At 60.6% G+C, this 18,279-nt stretch carries 22 protein-coding genes and 3 pseudogenes; 14 read left to right on the top strand and 11 right to left on the bottom strand.

Annotation, left to right across the window (positions count from 1 at the left end; translation table 11 throughout):
* Positions 1-192: 192 nt before the first annotated feature.
* Together AC0L3X_RS42465 and AC0L3X_RS42460 are read left to right on the top strand one after the other, a co-directional pair.
* A complete protein-coding gene (locus AC0L3X_RS42465; protein WP_354098958.1) occupies positions 193-369 on the top strand; it encodes a hypothetical protein in 177 nt (58 codons plus the stop codon).
* A gap of 13 nt (positions 370-382) precedes the next feature.
* The gene (locus AC0L3X_RS42460; RefSeq protein ID WP_354098957.1) at positions 383-586 is read left to right on the top strand and encodes a hypothetical protein; all 204 of its coding nucleotides are present in this window, start codon (positions 383-385) and stop codon (positions 584-586) included.
* Positions 587-599: 13 nt separating this feature from the next.
* Here the strand turns inward: AC0L3X_RS42460 and AC0L3X_RS42455 are convergent, their stop codons facing one another.
* Positions 600-1,442, bottom strand: coding sequence for a ribonuclease HII (locus AC0L3X_RS42455; protein WP_354100542.1), 843 nt, complete (start codon positions 1,440-1,442; stop codon positions 600-602).
* 155 nt (positions 1,443-1,597) lie between these two features.
* Entirely contained in the window at positions 1,598-2,098 is a 501-nt protein-coding gene (locus tag AC0L3X_RS42450; RefSeq protein WP_354098955.1) for a YciE/YciF ferroxidase family protein, read from the bottom strand.
* A 304-nt stretch (positions 2,099-2,402) separates the two neighbouring features.
* Between AC0L3X_RS42450 and AC0L3X_RS42445 the strand changes: the two genes are divergently transcribed.
* Complete coding sequence (locus AC0L3X_RS42445) at positions 2,403-2,747, top strand: DUF7222 domain-containing protein (RefSeq protein WP_473317421.1); 345 nt, start codon at positions 2,403-2,405, stop codon at positions 2,745-2,747.
* A 28-nt stretch (positions 2,748-2,775) separates the two neighbouring features.
* On the opposite strand, the gene AC0L3X_RS42440 is transcribed toward AC0L3X_RS42445, so the two are convergent.
* From AC0L3X_RS42440 to AC0L3X_RS42425, 4 genes are all read right to left on the bottom strand, one after another.
* Positions 2,776-2,988, bottom strand: coding sequence for a hypothetical protein (locus AC0L3X_RS42440; RefSeq protein ID WP_473317420.1), 213 nt, complete (start codon positions 2,986-2,988; stop codon positions 2,776-2,778).
* A 313-nt stretch (positions 2,989-3,301) separates the two neighbouring features.
* Positions 3,302-3,469, bottom strand: a complete 168-nt coding sequence (locus tag AC0L3X_RS42435) for a hypothetical protein (RefSeq protein ID WP_354098952.1) — start codon at positions 3,467-3,469, stop codon at positions 3,302-3,304.
* A 7-nt stretch (positions 3,470-3,476) separates the two neighbouring features.
* Complete coding sequence (locus tag AC0L3X_RS42430) at positions 3,477-3,623, bottom strand: hypothetical protein (protein ID WP_354098951.1); 147 nt, start codon at positions 3,621-3,623, stop codon at positions 3,477-3,479.
* A gap of 9 nt (positions 3,624-3,632) precedes the next feature.
* A complete protein-coding gene (locus AC0L3X_RS42425) occupies positions 3,633-3,848 on the bottom strand; it encodes a hypothetical protein (protein ID WP_354098950.1) in 216 nt (71 codons plus the stop codon).
* Positions 3,849-4,496: 648 nt separating this feature from the next.
* Here AC0L3X_RS42425 and AC0L3X_RS42420 point away from each other — a divergent pair.
* Entirely contained in the window at positions 4,497-5,102 is a 606-nt protein-coding gene (locus AC0L3X_RS42420; RefSeq protein ID WP_473317419.1) for a ParB/RepB/Spo0J family partition protein, read from the top strand.
* Positions 4,984-6,222 (top strand): chromosome partitioning protein ParB, encoded by a 1,239-nt coding sequence (locus AC0L3X_RS42415; RefSeq protein ID WP_473317418.1) that lies wholly within the window; start codon positions 4,984-4,986, stop codon positions 6,220-6,222. Before AC0L3X_RS42420 ends, AC0L3X_RS42415 begins: the two co-directional genes overlap by 119 nt.
* Before the next feature lie 109 nt (positions 6,223-6,331).
* Here AC0L3X_RS42415 and AC0L3X_RS42410 read toward each other — a convergent pair whose 3' ends face one another.
* Positions 6,332-6,694, bottom strand: a complete 363-nt coding sequence (locus AC0L3X_RS42410) for a PRC-barrel domain-containing protein (protein ID WP_354098947.1) — start codon at positions 6,692-6,694, stop codon at positions 6,332-6,334.
* Positions 6,695-7,189: 495 nt separating this feature from the next.
* On the opposite strand from AC0L3X_RS42410, the gene AC0L3X_RS42405 reads away from it, so the two are divergent.
* From AC0L3X_RS42405 to AC0L3X_RS42395, 3 genes are read left to right on the top strand one after another with little or no spacing between them, the layout of a single operon-like run.
* On the top strand, positions 7,190-7,747 hold the full coding sequence (locus AC0L3X_RS42405) for a plasmid mobilization protein (protein ID WP_473317417.1): 558 nt from the start codon (positions 7,190-7,192) through the stop codon (positions 7,745-7,747).
* A 58-nt stretch (positions 7,748-7,805) separates the two neighbouring features.
* On the top strand, positions 7,806-8,567 hold the full coding sequence (locus AC0L3X_RS42400; RefSeq protein WP_354098946.1) for a relaxase/mobilization nuclease domain-containing protein: 762 nt from the start codon (positions 7,806-7,808) through the stop codon (positions 8,565-8,567).
* On the top strand, positions 8,528-9,430 hold the full coding sequence (locus AC0L3X_RS42395; protein WP_473317416.1) for a hypothetical protein: 903 nt from the start codon (positions 8,528-8,530) through the stop codon (positions 9,428-9,430). The genes AC0L3X_RS42400 and AC0L3X_RS42395 overlap by 40 nt, the downstream gene beginning before the upstream one ends.
* A gap of 320 nt (positions 9,431-9,750) precedes the next feature.
* On the opposite strand, the gene AC0L3X_RS42390 is transcribed toward AC0L3X_RS42395, so the two are convergent.
* Positions 9,751-10,257, bottom strand: coding sequence for an SgcJ/EcaC family oxidoreductase (locus AC0L3X_RS42390; RefSeq protein WP_354100538.1), 507 nt, complete (start codon positions 10,255-10,257; stop codon positions 9,751-9,753).
* A 130-nt stretch (positions 10,258-10,387) separates the two neighbouring features.
* Between AC0L3X_RS42390 and AC0L3X_RS42385 the strand changes: the two genes are divergently transcribed.
* Positions 10,388-11,287 carry a LysR family transcriptional regulator gene (locus tag AC0L3X_RS42385; RefSeq protein WP_354100537.1) on the top strand — a complete coding sequence of 300 codons (900 nt, stop codon included), beginning with the start codon at positions 10,388-10,390 and terminating at the stop codon, positions 11,285-11,287.
* A gap of 657 nt (positions 11,288-11,944) precedes the next feature.
* On the opposite strand, the gene AC0L3X_RS42380 is transcribed toward AC0L3X_RS42385, so the two are convergent.
* Together AC0L3X_RS42380 and AC0L3X_RS42375 are read right to left on the bottom strand one after the other, a co-directional pair.
* On the bottom strand, positions 11,945-12,310 hold the full coding sequence (locus AC0L3X_RS42380) for a hypothetical protein (RefSeq protein WP_354100536.1): 366 nt from the start codon (positions 12,308-12,310) through the stop codon (positions 11,945-11,947).
* A 153-nt stretch (positions 12,311-12,463) separates the two neighbouring features.
* Positions 12,464-13,159, bottom strand: coding sequence for an HAD family hydrolase (locus AC0L3X_RS42375; RefSeq protein ID WP_354100535.1), 696 nt, complete (start codon positions 13,157-13,159; stop codon positions 12,464-12,466).
* 148 nt (positions 13,160-13,307) lie between these two features.
* Between AC0L3X_RS42375 and AC0L3X_RS42370 the strand changes: the two genes are divergently transcribed.
* From AC0L3X_RS42370 to AC0L3X_RS42350, 5 genes and pseudogenes are all read left to right on the top strand, one after another.
* Entirely contained in the window at positions 13,308-13,505 is a 198-nt protein-coding gene (locus AC0L3X_RS42370) for a hypothetical protein (RefSeq protein WP_354100534.1), read from the top strand.
* 69 nt (positions 13,506-13,574) lie between these two features.
* On the top strand, positions 13,575-13,889 hold the full coding sequence (locus AC0L3X_RS42365) for a hypothetical protein (RefSeq protein ID WP_354098939.1): 315 nt from the start codon (positions 13,575-13,577) through the stop codon (positions 13,887-13,889).
* Between the two features lie 192 nt (positions 13,890-14,081).
* Positions 14,082-16,034, top strand: coding sequence for a hybrid sensor histidine kinase/response regulator (locus AC0L3X_RS42360; protein ID WP_473317415.1), 1,953 nt, complete (start codon positions 14,082-14,084; stop codon positions 16,032-16,034).
* 154 nt (positions 16,035-16,188) lie between these two features.
* Positions 16,189-16,871 (top strand): annotated as a pseudogene (locus tag AC0L3X_RS42355) (MEDS domain-containing protein).
* A 25-nt stretch (positions 16,872-16,896) separates the two neighbouring features.
* A pseudogene (locus tag AC0L3X_RS42350) lies at positions 16,897-17,028 on the top strand (SOS response-associated peptidase); the annotation flags it as partial.
* Here AC0L3X_RS42350 and AC0L3X_RS42345 read toward each other — a convergent pair.
* Positions 17,014-18,214 (bottom strand): annotated as a pseudogene (locus tag AC0L3X_RS42345) (error-prone DNA polymerase family protein); the annotation flags it as partial. The pseudogenes AC0L3X_RS42350 and AC0L3X_RS42345 sit on opposite strands and share 15 nt — an antisense overlap.
* Positions 18,215-18,279 lie beyond the last annotated feature (65 nt).

Below are 18,279 nucleotides of genomic sequence, written 5' to 3'. Positions count from 1 at the left end.
TTGTTGATTCCCCCCCCCGCCCAATCCCCGTGGTGGGGGGGGGCCTTTTTGGGGGGGGGGGGGGGGGGGGGCCCCCCCCCCCCCCCCCCCCTCCGCCGTCGAAGCACTTGGTCGGAGGAAGCAAGCGGTAACTGGTTCAGAAGGGAAAGACCGGGGGTATCGCCGTTTTTTTTCCGCAATGGAGAAGATGCCATGGCAGACAAATTCAATCCGGCACCGACCGATAAACACGCAGACACGCCAAAAGAGCGCTCGGCCGCCGACAAGAAGTCGGATGACGAGCTGAAAAAGGGATTGAAGGACAGCTTTCCGGCGTCCGATCCGCCAAGCAACACCCAGCCGCCGAAAACAGTCGACGACGCAGGCTAGGAAGGAGCACCGCATGGGCATCGCGAAATACGAGATATTTGGCACCGAAGGCACATGGCGGGTGCGTCATGATGGCAAGGCGGAGAATGAATACGCCACGAAGGAAGCTGCATTCGAGGCGGCAATTGCGGCAGCCTCACTTGCGCTGCGGCAGGGCCATGACGTGACAGTGACCGCGCCTTCCAGCGAGACGACGACAGGCGCACCCGCCGAGTAGACGGGCGATAGCCTTAGTCTTCCAGCCCAGACATGGCACCAGCACGTTCCGATGCCAGGGGCCAGGGCGGCAACGTCGGCAAGCCAAGGACCTCACGCACAGGACCGAATGAGCGTCTATGCGCGGCACACGCGCCAAGCCGCGCAAGGGCGGCATAGTGGGCGCGCACAGGATAGCCCTTGTGATCGGCGAAGCCGTAGCCCGGGTGAAGCGTATCGAGCGTCCGCATCAGCGCATCGCGCGAGACTTTCGCCAGAATGGAAGCGGCCGCGATGCTCGCGGATTTGGCGTCGCCCTTGATAATCGCCTGCTGCGGGATCGCTACGTCTTTCAGGCGTTTCGCGTCGATCAGGAGATGCTGCGGAGATATTCCCAGCCCCTCAACAGCCCGCCGCATGGCAAGGATGCCCGCCCAGTAGATGTTGATGGTGTCAATCTCCTTGACTTCGACAAACGCGACAGACCATGAAGCCGCCTTTTCCTTGATCTCGATCGCGAGAGCCTCACGCGAATTCGCATCGAGCTTTTTCGAATCGTCGATGCCGGTTATGCGGGTGCCGGGCTTCAGGATAACTGCGGCAGCCGCGACAGGCCCCGCAAGCGGGCTCATTCCGGCCTCATCGATACCAGCAACGGCATCCTGTCCCTGATCCCAGAGAAGCGTTTCATAGCGGAGCATCTTGCGAAGCCGCTGTCCTTCGGATCGGTTTTCAAAGCGCCGCTTCTCAATCGCAGCGAGGATCGCACGCGCTCCCGCGCGGCCGTCAGCGCGCAGGATTTCTTCAAGGCTCGCCTCAAGCGGCCTGCCCTCGACGACATAGCGCTGACGTAGTTCGTCCAGTGAAGAGCGGGTCACGGCAGCCTCGATGCAGGACCGGGGAGGTGTCGCCAAGCTTTGTGGCGAAAGTCTGAAATGTAACTGTCAAGAGATGGAACCAGGCGCCCGCGCCCGGCGCACGGGCATAAAAAAACGCCCCGCACTGCGGGGCATTTTCTAGTTCATCGCAGGTGTCAGGCTGCTTCCGCCTCCTGATTGATGGCCGTCTTTGCGATTTCAGTCAGAGCCTCGTCGGTCGCCTCTTCCTCTTCGAGCGTTTCCTCAAGGAGCGAGACCGCATCGTCAAGGCCAAGCTCTTCGGCCCAGGCAATCATCGTGCCGTAACGTGATATCTCATAGTGCTCGACGGCCTGAGCGGCGGCAAGGAGGCCGGCGTCGAGAGCAGGCGAGCCCTTATATTCTTCCATGATCTCGGCGCCCTCATCCGTGATGCCCACGATCGCTGCACAGGTTTTACCCTGCGGCTTCTTCTCGATCACGGCGAACACCTTCTCCAGCCGCTCGATCTGGCCTTCAGTCTCGGTCCGGTGTTTTTCGAACGCTGCTTTCAGGTCTTCGTTCTGGGCGGCCTTTGCCATCTTCGGCAGGGTGGCCAGGATTTTCTTCTCAGCGAAGTAGATATCCTTGAGGGTATCGTGAAACAGGTCGTCAAGGGTCCTTGGCTGCTTTGCCATGTGCGCTTCTCCAATGTTTTGAGGTCGTCGCATCACCGCTGGTGAAGCTCGCCGGCTAACGGGGCTGCGTTTGAGTCGTTCCAATTCCGGTCACCTTCCGTCGCTGGATACCGGAGCCTCCCGGGGGTCTCTTTCAGGATGCCAATCTGCGCCGGGGCGCGCACGCTTCAAGGCTAAACCCTCGGCTTCCGGCAAGCCGGGCCGCTTCACCTGCGGTGAAGTTCCGCATCCGCTTGTTCCCCGGCGCCTTCGCCGGGCATCGAGACCGCCACTCAGGGCGGCTCAGAAAGCGAAGGAGCTTCAGATGTCCAACCGGTCCCGCCAACGCAAGTCCCTGCGCATCCGCGCAACAAGCTTTCAGTCGTGGTTCAACGCAAACCTCAGGGCACATGCGCGGGACATTGCGCGGCACGGAGCGAATTGCGGCTTCCCTTCCATCAGCTACACCAGCGATACGATCTGCATCTTCGATCGCTTTGCTGACGAGATCTGGGCAATGGCCGTCTCCGACGCTGAGGAATTCGGTCACGCGAATGTCTGCGAAATGATCGCGGGCTTCAAGCGCTCGGACATGCTGGCAGATTACGACTGCTTCAAGAACCTCATGGTCTGGTACGCCTGCGAGAAGCTGGCTGGTGAGCGCGAATGATCGCGCTCACCGCGTACGCCCTAAGCGCTCAGCGCGGCCGTAATTCCGGCCGCGCGAGTGTCAGGCGAATATTGTAAAGGTTGTAGTGAGCTATCCGCAGGTCGTGAGATCCTTCCGGCAAAGCCGGAAGCTCGCTCGCGATTTTGCGCAGGAGCGCCGTGAGCTCAAGACGGGACAGGCGCAGCAGTTCGGATTGTGAAATCACCCTCATTTTTTCCTCCATCGTTCGGACCGCGACCATCGCGGCCTCCTGGAGGAAGGCCCTGCACTTCGGCAGCGGGCTGCACCGCTTGCGGCCAAACGTAGTGGAGGAATGCTATGCATTTGCGGCCATGCGAGCTGACGATGAGTGCTAGGACTGGACAAGGAGGACATGCGGTGTCGCCGGCTTCGGCGATAACCAGGAAAAAATGAATTCACAGACGAACTGGTGAGAGACTGTCCCGGCTCACGGCGCGGGCGTGCAAATAAGCGCACCTCACACGAGAAGACTGCGATGCTCATGCACAAGCGTACAATATCCGACGATCCGGAATGCTGCAGGCGCTAGGGCGTTATTTTGTGTGGCCGGTGTCAGAATCTTTAGGCGTATTCTTTTCCGCCTGCGGCGTCATTTTGGCGGGACGTTGCTTGCCTGGTACGCCGCGCGGGCCGAGCTCCTCACGCTGCAGATCTTCTTCCGAGAATTCGGGCTCGCGTCCATTGATCGGTTTGTCAGGCATGCGCCACCTATTCCATTCGTGCCTTGTCTTTGAGATCGCGGATGCGGTTTTCGGCCTCGTCCTTTGACTGAACGATTTCCGACCAGTCGCTCACGCGGGCTTCCCTGCTCAACCTCTTCAGCTCGTCCAGCTGCTGCTGCGTCGGCTTTTCCATGTTCGCTCCTTACGAGACAAGCCGCAGCTTACGAAGCCGGTAGGCGTCGATGGCCCGGTTGGCCAACATCAGTTTCCTGCGCTCACCCTTCAGGACCATCTCGTCGACGGATTTAAGGAGAAACCGGCTGGTCTCAGCGGCATCGATAATTTCCCCGGAACGTTCGAGGTAGTCCCAGGCGATCTGGATCGCATTCTCGATCAGCCAGGGAATGGGTTCGCTCATATGAGAAAAACCCGCCCCGCCGCATGGGGTTCCTAGCGGCATATAGCAACCCCGGCGCGGCCCCGGCGTTGAGGCGCAATGAGAAAGACAAACGATACGACCGACGATCGGCGGGGCGCGTACGACCCCGTCAGCAAGGACGGCCTGCCGCAGCCTCACCAGGTCAGGGACCGGACAAGCCCGCATCAGAAGCAGCAGTGGGGCCCGGATGTGCGCGCGGAGCCCCTCCCCGGGACAGAACCAGTTCTACCGGAGCGTTTGCTGCGGCCACCGACCGGGCCACTCAATCCCCGCACCGGACGCAGGAAAGCCGACTGATTTTGCGCGCCCGTTGTCGGGCGGGCCATACTCGCGCCGTCAGCGGCGCTCCCCGAACCCCGCGGGCGGGTTTCGGCCGGAAGGGTGACTGTCCCTCGCGCGGGTTTCAAGCGAGGCATCCAGATCACTCCCAATTAGCTTCTTACGATCCCCGAATCTTACCAGCCGTCCGCAGCGCCGCGTCCGTTGCTCAGAGCTCCTTTCGTTTCCGGCTTCCGCGCTGCGCGCGGACCCTCCTGAAACGAAGAGGAGCTTGGGACCCGGCTTGGTCCGGCTGATCCATGCGGAATCGGTGCAATTCAGCACCCAATAACATGGAGAAAAACAACCATGAAACTTCAACATATCGAACTCTCCCAACTCAAAATCTCGCCGATGAACGTGCGCAAGCACGGTGCGGGCGAAGATATTGGCGAGCTTATCGCCAGCATCCGCAGCCTCGGCGTCATCCAGCCGCTTCTCGTGCGGCCGAATTGCGAGGGCTATGAAGTCGTCGCAGGTCAACGCAGGCTTCTCGCCTGCCAGGCACTGCAGGAAGAAACAGGCAGCGTGGCACCACTACCCTGCGCTCTTCTGGAGAATGGCGACGATGCGACCGCGCTTGAGGCTTCGCTTGCCGAAAATGTCGCGCGCCTGCCGATGGACGAGATCGATCAGTACGAGGCCTTCGCGGCCCTCACCGTTCAAGGCCGGAGCATTGCGGACATAGCGGGCCAGTTCGGGGTAACTGAGCTGCTCGTCAAAAGGCCTCGCGATAGCGGCGCTTATCCCGCAGATATTAAGTGTCTACCGCGACGGGGAAATCGAGCCCGAGACGATGCAGCAGCTGACCCTTGCGACGGCAAAGCAGCAGAAAGCGTGGTTCAGGCTCTTCAAAAATCCCAAAGAGCATGCCCCGACCGGACGCCGGCTGAAAGCGTGGCTGTTCGGCGCTGAAATCCCGGTATCGTCCGCGATCTTCCCGCCCGAGCGTTACACCGGCAACCTAGTGTCCGACCTGTTCGGCGAGGAGCGCTACTTCGACGACGCCGAGAAGTTCTGGAAGCTGCAGATGGAGGCGGTCATCCACCGCCAGGCCGCCTATCTTGAGGAGGGCTGGAGCAACGTGATCATCATGGAGATCGGCGCGGCCTTCTATCAATACGACAAGGTGAAGCGCGGGAAGGCAAAAGGAGGCGCGGTCTATATCTCCTGCGCCGGCAACGGCGAAATCGGCTTCCACGAGGGATGGCTCGATGCAAAGGAAGCCGCACAGCGGGAGAAAGCGATAGAGAGGAGCGCGAATGCGGGAAAGAAGGAGGAAAAAGAGGCTGCCTCGGCAAAACCGGAGCTGACCAGCGCCGCGATGCGCTACGTCGACCTGCACCGGCAGAATGCGGTCCGGGCGGTGCTCCTGAAATCCCCGCAGATCGCGCTTCGTCTTCTCGCCGCCAGCGTCATAAGCAGGGACGGCTTGTGGCTGGCCCGGCCTGAAACGCAGGATGCCGCGCGCCACGAGGCGACGGCTTCTTCCATAGCTGCGGGCAAGGCGAGCAGCGTCTTCGCGGCCGAACATAGCGAGGTGCGGACGCTTCTTGGGCTATCGGGCGATGGTTGCCTGACCGCGCCCGAATACGGCTCCGTCAATCTTCCAAAGCTCTTCGCGAAGCTGCTTATGCTTCCCGACGACGAGGTCCTGCGGGTCCTGACCTTCCTGATGGCCGAGACCCTGCCGGCAGGAAGCGAGGCCGTTGAGATCCTGGGCCATCTCCTTGCCGTCGACATGAAAGAGTGGTGGACGCCGGATGAGGCCTTCCTCGACCTTCTCCGGGACAAGCCGGCGATTAATGCGATGCTCGCTGAATTAGCGGGAAAGCAGGCCGCCCATATTCACGTTGCCAAGTCAGCCGCGGTTCAGAAGGGTGCGATCAGGCATTGCCTTGCCGGGACCGGCGGGCGGACCAAGGTCGAAGGCTGGCTGCCACGCTACTTCGGCTTCCCGATGCAGTCCTACACCAAGCGTAAGGGGCTGCGCGCGGTCGATAACTGGAACGCTGTGAAGAAGCTTTTCAGCTAATACTACCTGCGGACCGGGCAGTGCCGAAAGGTTGCTGCCCGGTCTTTTGCGCTGGATTACTCCAATGAAAAAAGCCCGCCTCGCGGCGGGCTTTTTTACAAGATTTTCCTCAGATCGGCGCGAGTCCGTAATAGTCATCTACCGCCCGCGTACGGGTCTGGTCGCCCCAGTTCCAGTCATTGTCGCTCGCGTATTTCGGGGCGCCCTCCAGCTGCTGCTGGGTGATGCCGGTACGGTAGCCGCCAAGGTTCGTGTCGTATTTGAGCGAGTGCCAGGGGAGCGGATAGTGTTCGTCTCCCATGCCAAGGAAACCGCCGAAACTCAAAACCGCGTATGAAACCTTGCCGGACTGCTTGTCGATCATGACGCGTTCGATCGACCCGATCTTGCTCTCATCCGGTCCATAGACCGCCGTGCCTTCAACCTTGTCACTGCCGATCAAGGTGCCCGTTTCCCGTTCCTCAGTTGCCATGACGTCCTCCATTATCGAGCCCCTGGCCCCATAACCAGGAGGCCGGACGAACGTTCCGATGGCACTACTTATGGTCGTTTAGCCGCACCGCCGGTGCAAATCACCAGCCTGCATTTCTAAATTGGCGGATGCTGAAGTGTCATATCTTTCAAACTGGCTCTATCGTTTCGCCGGAACGGGCGCGAAAGTTACGACGCACATTTTGCAACCTCACGTAGAGTTATGGCAAACTGAGATTAGGGGAATTGTGAAGGATACAAGGTGTGCGCGGGCAGACCGCGCACACCTTGAGGGGAGCTCAAACGCCACCCCCCGTTACACCCCCGTCTATGTCGCCCGAACGTATCGCCAGCTCGCGCTGGCGAATAAGCGGGCGACGCGGGACTTTCGATCCCGCACCCTGCGACCATGGCACAGGCGGCCTTGGACGCGCCCCGGATGATCTGCGTGCCGTGACTAGCGTAACTTTCACGGACATCCGGCAAAGGGCCTTCAATGCCCCTTGGACCCACGACCAAGGGCTCATGGCCGCCCCTGGACACCGCCTGCGGCGAGCGCTGCTCTTATGCACGCCCGCCGACGAGGGGCTTTCGCGCCCCTCGCGACCACGACCGGGCATGGCCCGGGAGTCACCATGGCATGGGAGGTGCGATGGCGGAGAGCGGCAGCGAGACACGGCAGCGAGACGAGCGGCACACTGTCCGCTTCACCCCGCTCGAAGACGCCCTTGTATGCGCAAAAGCTAATGCAGCGGGCGTACCGGTCGCTACCTTCCTCAGAAACACCGCCCTCGCCTTTCCCATGCCGCGCGCACCAGGCGCCCGACCTCGAACCACGAGGACGTCGCGCTGCTGCTGGGCAGGATCGGCCAGCTGGCCGCGGCCTTCAGGAGCGCGGCCACGCTTGCGGACGCGCAAGCGGTCGAGACGGCGCTTGCCGATCTCTCGGAGCTTCGCCTTCTGTGTCTCACCGCCCTGGGGCGCAAGCCATGACCCGGGAAGTTCGCCTCACGGGCTCACAGGCTCCAGCCATGGCTATATTGCGCGGCACTAATGTGCGCGGGCGGTTTCAATGATTATCTCGGGGCTGCAGACCGGTAATACCCGTTGGCTTGCCCCGCCATCTGCAGAACACCGCCGATAATGAGACGATCGAGCTCGCCGAAGTATCCGGCACGGTCGCGACCGATATCGATGGCGCCCTCACCGAAATGGACGCGCTGTGCGCAGGCACGCGCGCGAAGGAAGGCATCTACGCCGCCTTTATCAACCCGCCCCGGCCCCTCACCCGCGCGCAGTTCATGCGGGTGCTGGAGTTGATGGAAGAGCGCCTCGGCCTTTCCGGCCAACCCCGTATCGTGCTCTTTCACGTGAAGAACGGGCGGCACCATTGCCATGTCGTGTGGTCGCGCATCGACATCGAGCGGATGAAAGCCATTCATCTCGGCCATGACCGCCAGAAGCTGCGCAAATGCGCGCAGGAGCTCGCGGCTGAGTTCGGCCTGGTGCTCCCGGCGGGGCTCGCAGAAGATCGTGGCCCCGCCCGCTTCGATGATCCCGCCCGGACAAAGGCGCCTACCCGCGCCGACAAGGAGCGGGCAAAGACCTCCGGCATCACGGCAGAAGAACGGCGCGCAGCTGTGACCGAGGCCTGGCGAATGTCTGATGACGGTGTGAGCCTGCAGGCAAGCCTGGAAGAGCGCGGCTACCTTCTCGCGAGAGGCGACAGACGCTCCTACGTTGTCGTGGACCTAGCCTGCGACGTGCACAGCCTACCACGCCAGATCGAAGGCGCTAAAACAAAGGATGTCGCGGCTAAACTGCAGAACCTGCCGTGGCACTGCTGCCAACGGCGGAGCGCGCGAAGATATTGATGGCTCAGCGTGCAGCCGCCCTGCGCGACGCCGCGCGCGAGCACCTGAAGAAGGACGCAGCGGCAGAGGAAGCCCGCAACCGCCTGCTGCGCGCCCAACGGACGCGGAAACTTGCCGTCGATCTCCAATGGCACAAGATCAAGCTCCGGCAGATGCACGAACGCAAGGTCATGCTGGCCTGGTTTATTGCCGAAAAGAAGCGGCACCTCGCGCGCCGGCACTGGCAGGCGACCGGGCTTGCTCTATACCTCCGCAAGGTTGCGGCTTTGAGGGAGCTTATCCGCTACTACGAGAAGCAGCGGCGCAAGCAGCTTCGCACGATGGAGGAGTTTCATCGCGAGGTGAAGACCGCCATGAAAAGGCGACATGATAATGAGGCCGCCGATTGCGAGCGGCTTTACGCGGCTCTCAGGCGACTTGAGAGACACGAGTTGGGATGTCTGGAGCGGAGACAGCTTGGCCAGATAGCCTGGCATAAGACGTGGCTTGCGCATAACCAGGGTGACTACGACGGAGAAATCACGCTTGCTCTCAGCGTCGGCCTCAAGCGCGGCCACCAAGCGAAGGAATTCGATCAATCACGGCATCTCAGGAAATGGTATGACAGCCGCTACGCACCTTCGGTGGAACGGCTTGCCCGCACCTATGCCTATATGAAGGAAAATGGCATCGAGATTACGAGCGATCCAGCCTCGAAATGGCTTCCCCTGCAGCGTCAAGGCAGCAGCCAGGGCGGCGGCATCGCCGGTATGCCACTTTCCGCTGCGTTCAAGTTGAACGAGCAGGAAGTCACCGGGCGTAACACCCGCTTCCGGGGGCGCATGCCGCATCGTGGCCCTGCGCCCCCGTCGGGAAAGATTTAAGCAGCAAGCAGCGTGCCGGCAGTCACCAGTGCGGCTTCATCCGTAGCCGCGGCGCCAGCAAATCAACGAAATGTCGAATCTGTCCGGATATTTTTTCGGTTTCCGTAAGCGCTGGGGTTTGGTTGTAAGTGTTCGCTATGGCGCGCCTCGCCGCTTAATGCTGCGAGGCCGGGCTCTAGGCCTTTGGCCCCGAACCTCGCGTGTCCGAGTTTCGGCCTCCGGTAACGATCCCTCGCGCGAAGAGAGAAGAGAGCGGAGGTCTCACCTTGACTCAGCCAGAGATACCGACGTGTGCCTGGAAGCAGAGCCGATCACGGCGCTCATCTAGGAGGGGGCGCGAAAGGTGCAACCAGCGTATTGTGGAACGCTGCAATCTGCCATACGCCGGCCTCCTTGACGAAAACACGCAGACTTAGCTCCTGATGTGAAGGCAATGCACGACGGTCTGGAGCAACCAGGCCGCTCAGGTCATTGGTGACATTCGCGAGCGCCACATCGGGCCGTATGAATCTGACCGTGACATCCATCGTTCGCTGCGTTGCGTTCTTGGCCCTGCCCGAAAGTATTGCCGACAATCCCTTCTCGATTCCGGCTTGGCCGTTCATCACATCACCCCTGACGCTGACAAATCGAGCGTCCGGAGCGTACATCCGCGCAGCAGCTTTTCCATCATGATTGTTGAAACCTTCGGTCATTTCTACAATGACTTTGCGAATCTCCAATTCATCTTCGTTGCCGCCGGTTTGCTGTGCACCCGACATTGATGCTGTCCCAAACGTGACCACACCGAGCGCAACAAGGGCGGCAAGAGCATTGATTTGTTTCATTTCCGCTCCTTCGTTAAGCAAATAATCAGTACATTTGCCTTCGGCCGATGCAGAGGCGGTGTAGCATGGCGTGTGGTCGCACGGGAGCCGCAAGTCTGCGCGCCGGTTCGGCAAAAATGCGGATAGCCAGATGTTGGATTGGAATGACGTTCGCTATTTTCTGGCGGTCGCGCGCGGTGGTAGCACCGGGATCGCCGCAAAAGCCTTGGGCGTGAATCAATCGACCGTTCAACGACGTCTACGGGCTCTCGAAGTGGCTCTTGATTGCTCGCTTGCCGAACGACAGGCGGGGGGATACCGATTGACATCCCATGGCCAACAGCTGTTGGCCCATGCTGAGCAAGTTGAAGCGACCGTCAATACGTTGCAACGCCAATCGGCTTCGCTCGACAAGCGCGCGGCCGGCCTGGTTAAGCTCACGAGTCACGTGACGGTGGGTCAGCGCATCATCAAGTCTGGCTTCCTTGATACCTTTCATCTGGAGAATCCAGGCATCACAGTCGAGTTGATCATGGAGCAGCGCAAACTCGATCTTTCCAAGGAGGCGGACATTGCAATCCGAGGCGGAAGCCTTGATGATGACCCGGCGCTGGTTGGACGAAAAATTGCCGACGTCCCTTGGGGAATTTACGCCAGCCATTCTTTTGTCGAACGCCATGGTCGCCCGTCCGCGCCTGCCGATATCAAAGGCTTTAGCGTTGTCGAACTGTCTGATGAGATCGAGGCATTACCAGCGGCCCGGTGGATGAAGATGCATGCGCCGGCGGCAAGGGTCGCGGTGCGATGCAGTAATATTCCCAGCGTGCACCTCGCAATCAAGTCTGGCGCCGGTATCGCTCCCTTGCCGGCAGCGTATGCAACCGCGGACGACGCTCTTGTCCGTGTGCTCGGCCCGTTTCCCGAATTAGACTATCCAATGTTCCTTGTTACACACCGGGACCTTCGCAGGATACCGCGCGTCAATGCTGTTTTTGAGTTTTGCCTCAGTGAACTGAAGTCAGTCCTGATGCGCGGTGAAATGAAGAAATGAGTGCCGGTGACGTCCGTCAATGGCACTTTGGACCTCACGTCGTCCGGGATCGGATTAGTCCAGCTCGCACAAAGAGAGGGGATCGCATCCCCTTTACGTCAACGGCTCCGCAAGCCGCCGGAGGCGGCCCTTGACGCTTCAACCCCGCTCATTGCCGCAGGGCTAGCCGGGTTGCAGGCGACTCCGATTTTTAGATTGCTGAGCATCTACTCCGAGGCCGGGTTACGGCCGGTCTGGCCCGGTGTAGGTTGGCAGGTCCCCCCAAACAACGAAGCCGCCGGGCGGAGTATGATCGCCGGACGGCTCGCCACGCTGGTCCCGAACGAGGGCAATGTCCGGTGCTGCATCTTCGCCGATGCGAGCGTTCCGGCAACTTCATTCGAATATTAAGCTTGATGCCGCTGAACAGGTTAAATCCGGAACCACGCCGAAGCGGTGGCCCTTCATTCAAAAAGCTCGAAGTATGGCCACCATCGTGCAGACCGGCAACGCGCGAGAGCCATGGATATCGATCGCAGCACGAAGCAGCAGAGAGCCGCTGAGCGCGTTGCCCCGCGAGGTTGTATCTTCCGAAAGAAGCGATGAGAGTTACCAGCACATCGGTGCAGTCCGGGCGCAGTGAAAGCAGCGCTGCGCCCGGCAGGCGCAAGATGAAGCTTATTTCCTGGCGGGCGGACCGCTCTTGTTTCCGGGAAGCCCCTTCACCCCCGAACTATCCTGCTGCTGGACAGCCGAGTTTGAGGTGCCCGTCGTCGTCGCGTTCGCGGGCGGACCGTTCTTGTTGCCCGGCGCGCCGCTGACGCCCGTACCCGAGTTCTGCGCGGTCGGCTGCGCCGATGAATCGCCCGTCCCCATCTGTCCCGGCATGTTCGAGGAGCCCGCTTTCTGCTCGCCGACAACACCGGATGCGCCGGAGTTGCGCGTTTTTACTCCCTTGTCGGCTTCTTCCTGGACCGCCTTAGGAGATGTCTGCTGCGCGTATGCCGGCAGTGCCGTTGCCGCGAGAAGGACGGAGAACGTCAAGGTTGCTATTCGCATAGATTTTTCCTCCTGGTTTTGTTCGCGGGACAACTCGTGAGCCCACGGACATTTCCTCGGAGGAACGGATTTTTTCAGGAACTGCGCGAGGACGCCTGTTTGCACCGCGGCATCATCGGCCCTGCGCGAGCTTGCCGTTCACGCAGACTTTCGCAGCCAATCCAGTTGCATCCGTTCCGGCTCGGGTTCGTCGCGCAGGAGATAAGGCAGAAGACCTCGAAGATCCTCGGCTACGACAAAACATCCGGCTTGCGAGAGAGTCTCGGCGCTAAAGCCGCCGGTGAGAACGCCGGCCGCTTTCGCTCCCGCTTCGAGCCCTGCCTCGGCATCATAAGGCGTATCGCCGACCATCACCGACTGCGCGCCTGGCAGTGCAAGCTTGCGCAGCGCGATGCCGACAAGGCGCGGGTCCGGTTTGCCGTGCTCAACGTCATCGCCGCACGCGGTCGCCGTGATATAGTCATCAGCGTTCATAAGTGAGATGTAGCGCTTGAAGGCAATGCCCTTGCAGTCGGTCGCAAGTGCGATCTTCCCGCCGTGTTCGGTCAGCGCCCGAAAGACATCCCTGACGCCGTCGACCGCTTTGACGCTCGCGAGATACTCGCGTTCGTAAATCGTCCCCTGCTCTTCCAGAATCTCCTTGCGCACAGACTCGCTTGATTCCGGGAGGATGAGCTGCAGCGTCTGATCGCCATCAAGGCCGGAATAGAGCTGCAGCGTATGATACGGCACCCGGCAGCCGAAACGCTCCAAGGCGTCCTGCAGGCTGCGAAGGTTTTGCGGCACGCTGTCTACAAGCGTCCCCTCAACATCGAATATGAACCCTGAAAACATCTGGCGCCTACATCTTGAGTGTTTTGCAACAAGCCTTTTATCTTCAATGGGTTCCTAGGGGTCCCGCCGCGACCACCAGGTTCCTGTATTGGAACCGCGGAAACCGAGAAATGTTATCGAGAGGCCCAGACAATCGTGGAGGTTTGCCATGAAACGTCGCCGCACCAAGCAGACAACATCCCTCGAAGAGCGCGTGCTTCACCAGGCTGAGCAGATCAGGCTTCTGGCCGACAGCATGCGTGCGGGGAAGGAGCGCGAGCAGCTCCTGAAGAAAGCCCGCGACGCTGACATGGGCGCGCATATCGAGGGATGGCTTAGATCGCCAGGACTGCAGCCGCCCAAATGATCGCCGCCAATTAGGAACATGAGGGGCAAGCGGCGGTTGCCCGTGATTCACAATCAGTGGAGCACTGGCATGAAGGCAATCCATCCCCTCCTCGCAGGCTGCGTGGCGCTTCTCCTCGGCACCGGCTTCGCATATGCGGGCCCCTGCAATACGGCAGACAAGGACGCGGGCTCCGGGCCAACGCCAGGCAGCACGGCGCAGTCAACGACGACCGGTATCGCACCGCAAACCGGCGCGCATCCGCCCGCCGCCACGATGGACAAGGCATCTGGCAACGTCGCAACCTCTTCGCAAGACGCCCAGCGCCAGATGCAAGGCCAGCCTACAGTCTCGCAGGAATCTCAGGGCGCGAAGCCGAAGGCCGGAAACGACTGTGAGAAATAGCGCGAGCCCACCGGCGCTCGCGCCCAGCATTTTAAAGGGCCCGCTGCCGCCCGCTGATTTGGTGACTCTACGTGGCGGCGAGGAGAATAATGCGATGAGTAGACTCCGAGACCCGCGCGGAAGCGTCAGGAACTTTTTTCAACCTTGCCGGCGTAAGTTGCTGTAAAGTTGAGTGAGACTGATACCCAGGGAATGATTTTGGACGGTGAGAAGAAATTCGAGGCCTCACAGTCGGCTGAGGGCCGATACCGCATGCTTGTCGAGGCGGTGACGGATTATGCAATCTACATGCTCGATCCGACAGGCATCGTTTCAAGCTGGAATCCCGGCGCGCGGCGCTTCAAGGGCTACGAGGAATCCGAGATCATCGGCGAGCATTTTTCGAGGTTCTATACCGAGGAAGATCGCAAGTCGGAGCTGCCGCGCCGCGCGCTGGAAACGGCAGCGCGCGAGGGTAAATTCGAAGCCGAGGGCTGGCGCGTCCGTAAGGACGGCAGCCGGTTCTGGGCGTATGTCATCATCGATCCCATTAAAGACAGCGAAGGCAGGATCGCCGGATTCGCGAAAGTCACGCGCGATCTGACCGAGCGCCGCGCAGCTGAAGCCGAACTGCGCCGAAGCCAGGAACAGTTTCGCCTGCTGGTGCAGGGCGTGACCGATTACGCGATTTACCTCCTAAGCCCTGAAGGCAAAGTCGCGAGCTGGAACGCTGGAGCAGAGCGGATCAAGGGATACAAGCCGGAAGAAATCATCGGGCAGCATTTTTCGGTCTTCTATACGAATGACGACCGCTCCGCGGGACTGCCAAAACTCGCGCTTGAGACTGCAAGACGCGACGGCAGATTCGAAAAAGAAGGTCTGCGCGTCCGGAAGGACGGCTCGCAGTTCTGGGCGAACGTCGTCCTCGACGCGATCCGGGACGAGGAAGGCGCGCTTTTCGGCTTCGCCAAGATCACGCGTGACGTAACGGAGCGGAAGAAAACGGAAGAGAAGCTTGAACGCACCAGGGAGGCACTGGTGCAGGCGCAAAAGATGGAGGCGATCGGCCACCTGACCGGCGGCGTTGCGCACGATTTCAACAACCTCCTGATGGCCATCCAGGGTAGCCTTGAGCTTATGAAGCGCCGCCTGCCCGGCGGCGACACTCAAATGCATCAGTTTCTCGACAACGCGCTGCAGGGCGCACAGCGCGGCGCGGCGCTGACGCAGCGCATGCTCGCCTTCGCACGGCGTCAGGAGCTCAAGCTCCAGACCATCACCGTCACTGAACTCGTCAATGGCATGACTGAACTGCTGCAGAGCTCGCTCGGATCTAGCGTCCATATCGAGACCCACTTCTCGATCGGCTTGCCGAAAATCTCGGCCGACGCGAACCAGCTTGAGCTCGCGATTCTCAATCTTACGATGAACGCGAGGGACGCGATGCCGAAGGGCGGCACGATCGTCATCTCCGCGCGGGAACGCTCCGTGGAGGATGAGCCTGGCCTTAAACCAGGCCGCTATGTCTGCCTGGCGGTCAAGGATACCGGCACCGGCATGGATGAAGAGACCATGCGGCGCGCGACCGAACCCTTCTATACGACCAAGGGTGTCGGAAAAGGAACGGGGCTTGGGCTGCCGATGGTGCACGGCATGACCGAGCAGTCCGGAGGCAAGCTCTATCTCAAAAGCAAACCCGGCGAGGGAACGACGGTCGAACTTTGCCTGCCTGTCGCCGCCTCTGAAGAGGATGAGAAGGAGTGCATCTCCCCGCCCGCCGCGCCCGAGATGCGCACTCTCAGGATCGTCAGTGTCGATGACGATCCGCTCGTGGCTTTCAATACTTTAGCGATGCTGGAGGAACTCGGGCATACGGTGTTCGCCGCGACCAGCGGCGCGGAAGCACTCGGCCTCATCACCGAGAAGGGCGACATAGATCTGCTGATTACCGACCAAGCCATGCCGGGTATGACCGGATCTGAACTCGCAGAAGCGGTCCGCAGCGACTGGCCCAACCTTCCGATCATCATTGCCACCGGCTACGCGGAACTGCCGGAGGGGCCGGCCAGGGCCCTGCCCCGTCTCGCGAAGCCCTTCTTCGAGCACGATTTGAAGACCTGTAGACGGCGCATGCAAGTCCGCCCGCGCTTGCTGGGTGCCGGTTAACCCACGAAATTTCTTCAATAATTTGGTGCGGCGTTCACGAAACCGGCGTCCCTAGCGAAGCGCACCGCCCGTAGTGCAAAGATGCTTTCGGGGGAGCCCGCAAAAATGATACTACTAATGGGATCATCCAATTCAAAAACGCCCATGAACTAGAATGCAGCCCTGGTCCCCATCCGGTCTCCCAACCGTCCCCCAACTTCAGTGGGGTAGCCACCTCGCCCATTTCTTCGGCTCAGGTGACGAGCTGCGCGACTTGCTCGTGCCCTACTTCACGGCAGGTCTCCGGAATAATGAACAATGCCTCTGGGTGACCGGAAAGGCGTTCAACGCAGACGACGCGCGCTCGGCGCTGCGGAATGCCGTCCCCGACCTCGACAAGCGCGAGCGCGGCAGACAGATCGAAATCGTCGACGGCGATGAATGGTACGCAGCCGGGGAAAAGCTAAAGCCCCGCGAGCTCGTCAGCGGCCTCGTGCAGCGTGAACAAACGCTCTCGGAGCGGGCTATAGCGGTCTCAGGACGAGCGGAAACTGCGCCTGGGTCTCAAGCGAGCAATTGCCGGATTTTCTTGATTACGAGGCGCTCGTTCAGAAAGCGGTTCGCGGCCGACGCATGATCTGCATGTGCAATTACTGCGTCGATAAAGTTGACGGCTCAATTTTTGAAATCATGGGTCGCCACGATCTGACGGTGCCGACCGCGCGCGCGGAGACGGCGTCGCAAACCGGTTCGAGGAATGGAAAACCAAACTCACACGGCCTTGTTCAGGATCTGACCCACGAAGGGGACCTCCGCCAGTCGCTGGAGCGGGCGGTTATTCAGCATCCTCCTGGATAACTCGGGCAATCTGCCAAGCCAGCCTGACAGGCCTCTCTTCGCCTTCGCCGGCATCTGGACGGAGTTCAGGGGCGAGCGGGGTCCCAAATCAAAGCCCGTCCCTGGCCCGCATCTGGTGTACGGCTTTCTTACGACGGAGCCCAACGCCGTTGTCGAGCGCCTTCCGGATCATTTCATAGGTGGCCGGGTCTTCCGCCGGGATACTCGCAAGGTTTAAGTCGATGTTCTTCGATGCTTTCAAAGACTCGAATGAACGCCGCATGCAGCCGAGCATGCCAAGCCCCAGCACGTCGACCTTCATGAATTTCAACGCGTCGATATCGTCCTTGTCCCACTCGATCACCTGCCGGTTCTCCATAGCGGCAGGTTCGATCGGAACGAGTTCATCAAGACGGTCCAGCGTCAGCACAAAACCGCCCGGATGCTGGGAAAGGTGGCGCGGCGTGCCCATCAACTGGCGGGCAAGCTTTAACGTCAGCTGCAGGCGACGGTCTGACAGATTGAGAGGTGATGCGGGCGAGCGCGCCGGTAACGTCTTCGGGTATGCCTAGCGCCTTGCCGACTTCCCGGATGGCGCCGCGGGCCCGGTAGCGCGTAACGACCGCAGTCAAGGCGGACCGCGTCCTGCCGTAGGTCTCGTAGATCCACTGAATGACCTCTTCGCGCCGGCCATTTTCGAAATCGACGTCGATATCGGGAGGCTCACGCCTTTCCTCCGACACGAAACGTACGCCAAGGACAAAACATACGGCGGAGTTCGCCGCCGAGCCCCGCCCCTGGCACAGAATTCCTTTCGAGCGTGCGAAGCGCACAATCGACTCGACCGTCAGGAAATACGGCGCGTATTGCAGCCGCTCGATGAGCCCAAGCTCGTGCCGCAGCTGCATGGCGACGTTATCGGGTACGCCCTCAGGGTAACGTTGCGCGGCCCCTTCCCAAGTCAGCTTTTCGAGCCTGTCCTGCGCAGGCAGCCCATCCTGTAGCATTTCCGCCGGATAGCTGTAGGTCAGCTCATCCAGAGAAAATTTGCATCTTTCGGCAATTTGCCCGGTCCGGGCAACCGCTTCCGGAAAGCGCGAGAAAAGCCGCTCGACCTCATGAGGCTCCTTGAGGAAACGATCGGCGTGCTTCTCCTTCAGAAAGCCCGCCTTGTCGATGGTTGTCTTAAGCCTGATGCAAGTGACGACATCCTGCAGCATGCGCATTCCGGCCACGTGGTAAAGCACGTCGCCGGTTGCAACCGTCGGCACGCCCGCCATTGCTGCGGTATTCGCAACATCCTGCATATATGCCGCGTCGTCCGGACGAAAGCGGCGAGTCAGGGCGCAATATGTCATTCGGCCTGCAATATTGACCCCCTAAGCCGGGGGATCGGCGTCCAAAATTGACCCCCTATAGGTTGGTCTGT

This window comes from Bradyrhizobium sp. MI1.7 (assembly GCF_055811795.1).
This window is presented reverse-complemented; position numbering and strand designations above follow the sequence as displayed.

What these genes read in the sequence shown, in the direction of transcription:
- AC0L3X_RS42465 (WP_354098958.1), top strand. Translation starts at nt 193, where the DNA reads ATGGCAGACAAATTCAATCCGGCACCGACCGATAAACACGCAGACACG.
- AC0L3X_RS42460 (WP_354098957.1), top strand. Translation starts at nt 383, where the DNA reads ATGGGCATCGCGAAATACGAGATATTTGGCACCGAAGGCACATGGCGG.
- AC0L3X_RS42450 (WP_354098955.1), bottom strand. Translation starts at nt 2,098, where the DNA reads ATGGCAAAGCAGCCAAGGACCCTTGACGACCTGTTTCACGATACCCTC.
- AC0L3X_RS42445 (WP_473317421.1), top strand. Translation starts at nt 2,403, where the DNA reads ATGTCCAACCGGTCCCGCCAACGCAAGTCCCTGCGCATCCGCGCAACA.
- AC0L3X_RS42440 (WP_473317420.1), bottom strand. Translation starts at nt 2,988, where the DNA reads ATGGTCGCGGTCCGAACGATGGAGGAAAAAATGAGGGTGATTTCACAA.
- AC0L3X_RS42435 (WP_354098952.1), bottom strand. Translation starts at nt 3,469, where the DNA reads ATGCCTGACAAACCGATCAATGGACGCGAGCCCGAATTCTCGGAAGAA.
- AC0L3X_RS42430 (WP_354098951.1), bottom strand. Translation starts at nt 3,623, where the DNA reads ATGGAAAAGCCGACGCAGCAGCAGCTGGACGAGCTGAAGAGGTTGAGC.
- AC0L3X_RS42425 (WP_354098950.1), bottom strand. Translation starts at nt 3,848, where the DNA reads ATGAGCGAACCCATTCCCTGGCTGATCGAGAATGCGATCCAGATCGCC.
- AC0L3X_RS42420 (WP_473317419.1), top strand. Translation starts at nt 4,497, where the DNA reads ATGAAACTTCAACATATCGAACTCTCCCAACTCAAAATCTCGCCGATG.
- AC0L3X_RS42415 (WP_473317418.1), top strand. Translation starts at nt 4,984, where the DNA reads ATGCAGCAGCTGACCCTTGCGACGGCAAAGCAGCAGAAAGCGTGGTTC.
- AC0L3X_RS42410 (WP_354098947.1), bottom strand. Translation starts at nt 6,694, where the DNA reads ATGGCAACTGAGGAACGGGAAACGGGCACCTTGATCGGCAGTGACAAG.
- AC0L3X_RS42405 (WP_473317417.1), top strand. Translation starts at nt 7,190, where the DNA reads ATGCCCCTTGGACCCACGACCAAGGGCTCATGGCCGCCCCTGGACACC.
- AC0L3X_RS42390 (WP_354100538.1), bottom strand. Translation starts at nt 10,257, where the DNA reads ATGAAACAAATCAATGCTCTTGCCGCCCTTGTTGCGCTCGGTGTGGTC.
- AC0L3X_RS42385 (WP_354100537.1), top strand. Translation starts at nt 10,388, where the DNA reads ATGTTGGATTGGAATGACGTTCGCTATTTTCTGGCGGTCGCGCGCGGT.
- AC0L3X_RS42375 (WP_354100535.1), bottom strand. Translation starts at nt 13,159, where the DNA reads ATGTTTTCAGGGTTCATATTCGATGTTGAGGGGACGCTTGTAGACAGC.
- AC0L3X_RS42370 (WP_354100534.1), top strand. Translation starts at nt 13,308, where the DNA reads ATGAAACGTCGCCGCACCAAGCAGACAACATCCCTCGAAGAGCGCGTG.
- AC0L3X_RS42365 (WP_354098939.1), top strand. Translation starts at nt 13,575, where the DNA reads ATGAAGGCAATCCATCCCCTCCTCGCAGGCTGCGTGGCGCTTCTCCTC.
- AC0L3X_RS42360 (WP_473317415.1), top strand. Translation starts at nt 14,082, where the DNA reads ATGATTTTGGACGGTGAGAAGAAATTCGAGGCCTCACAGTCGGCTGAG.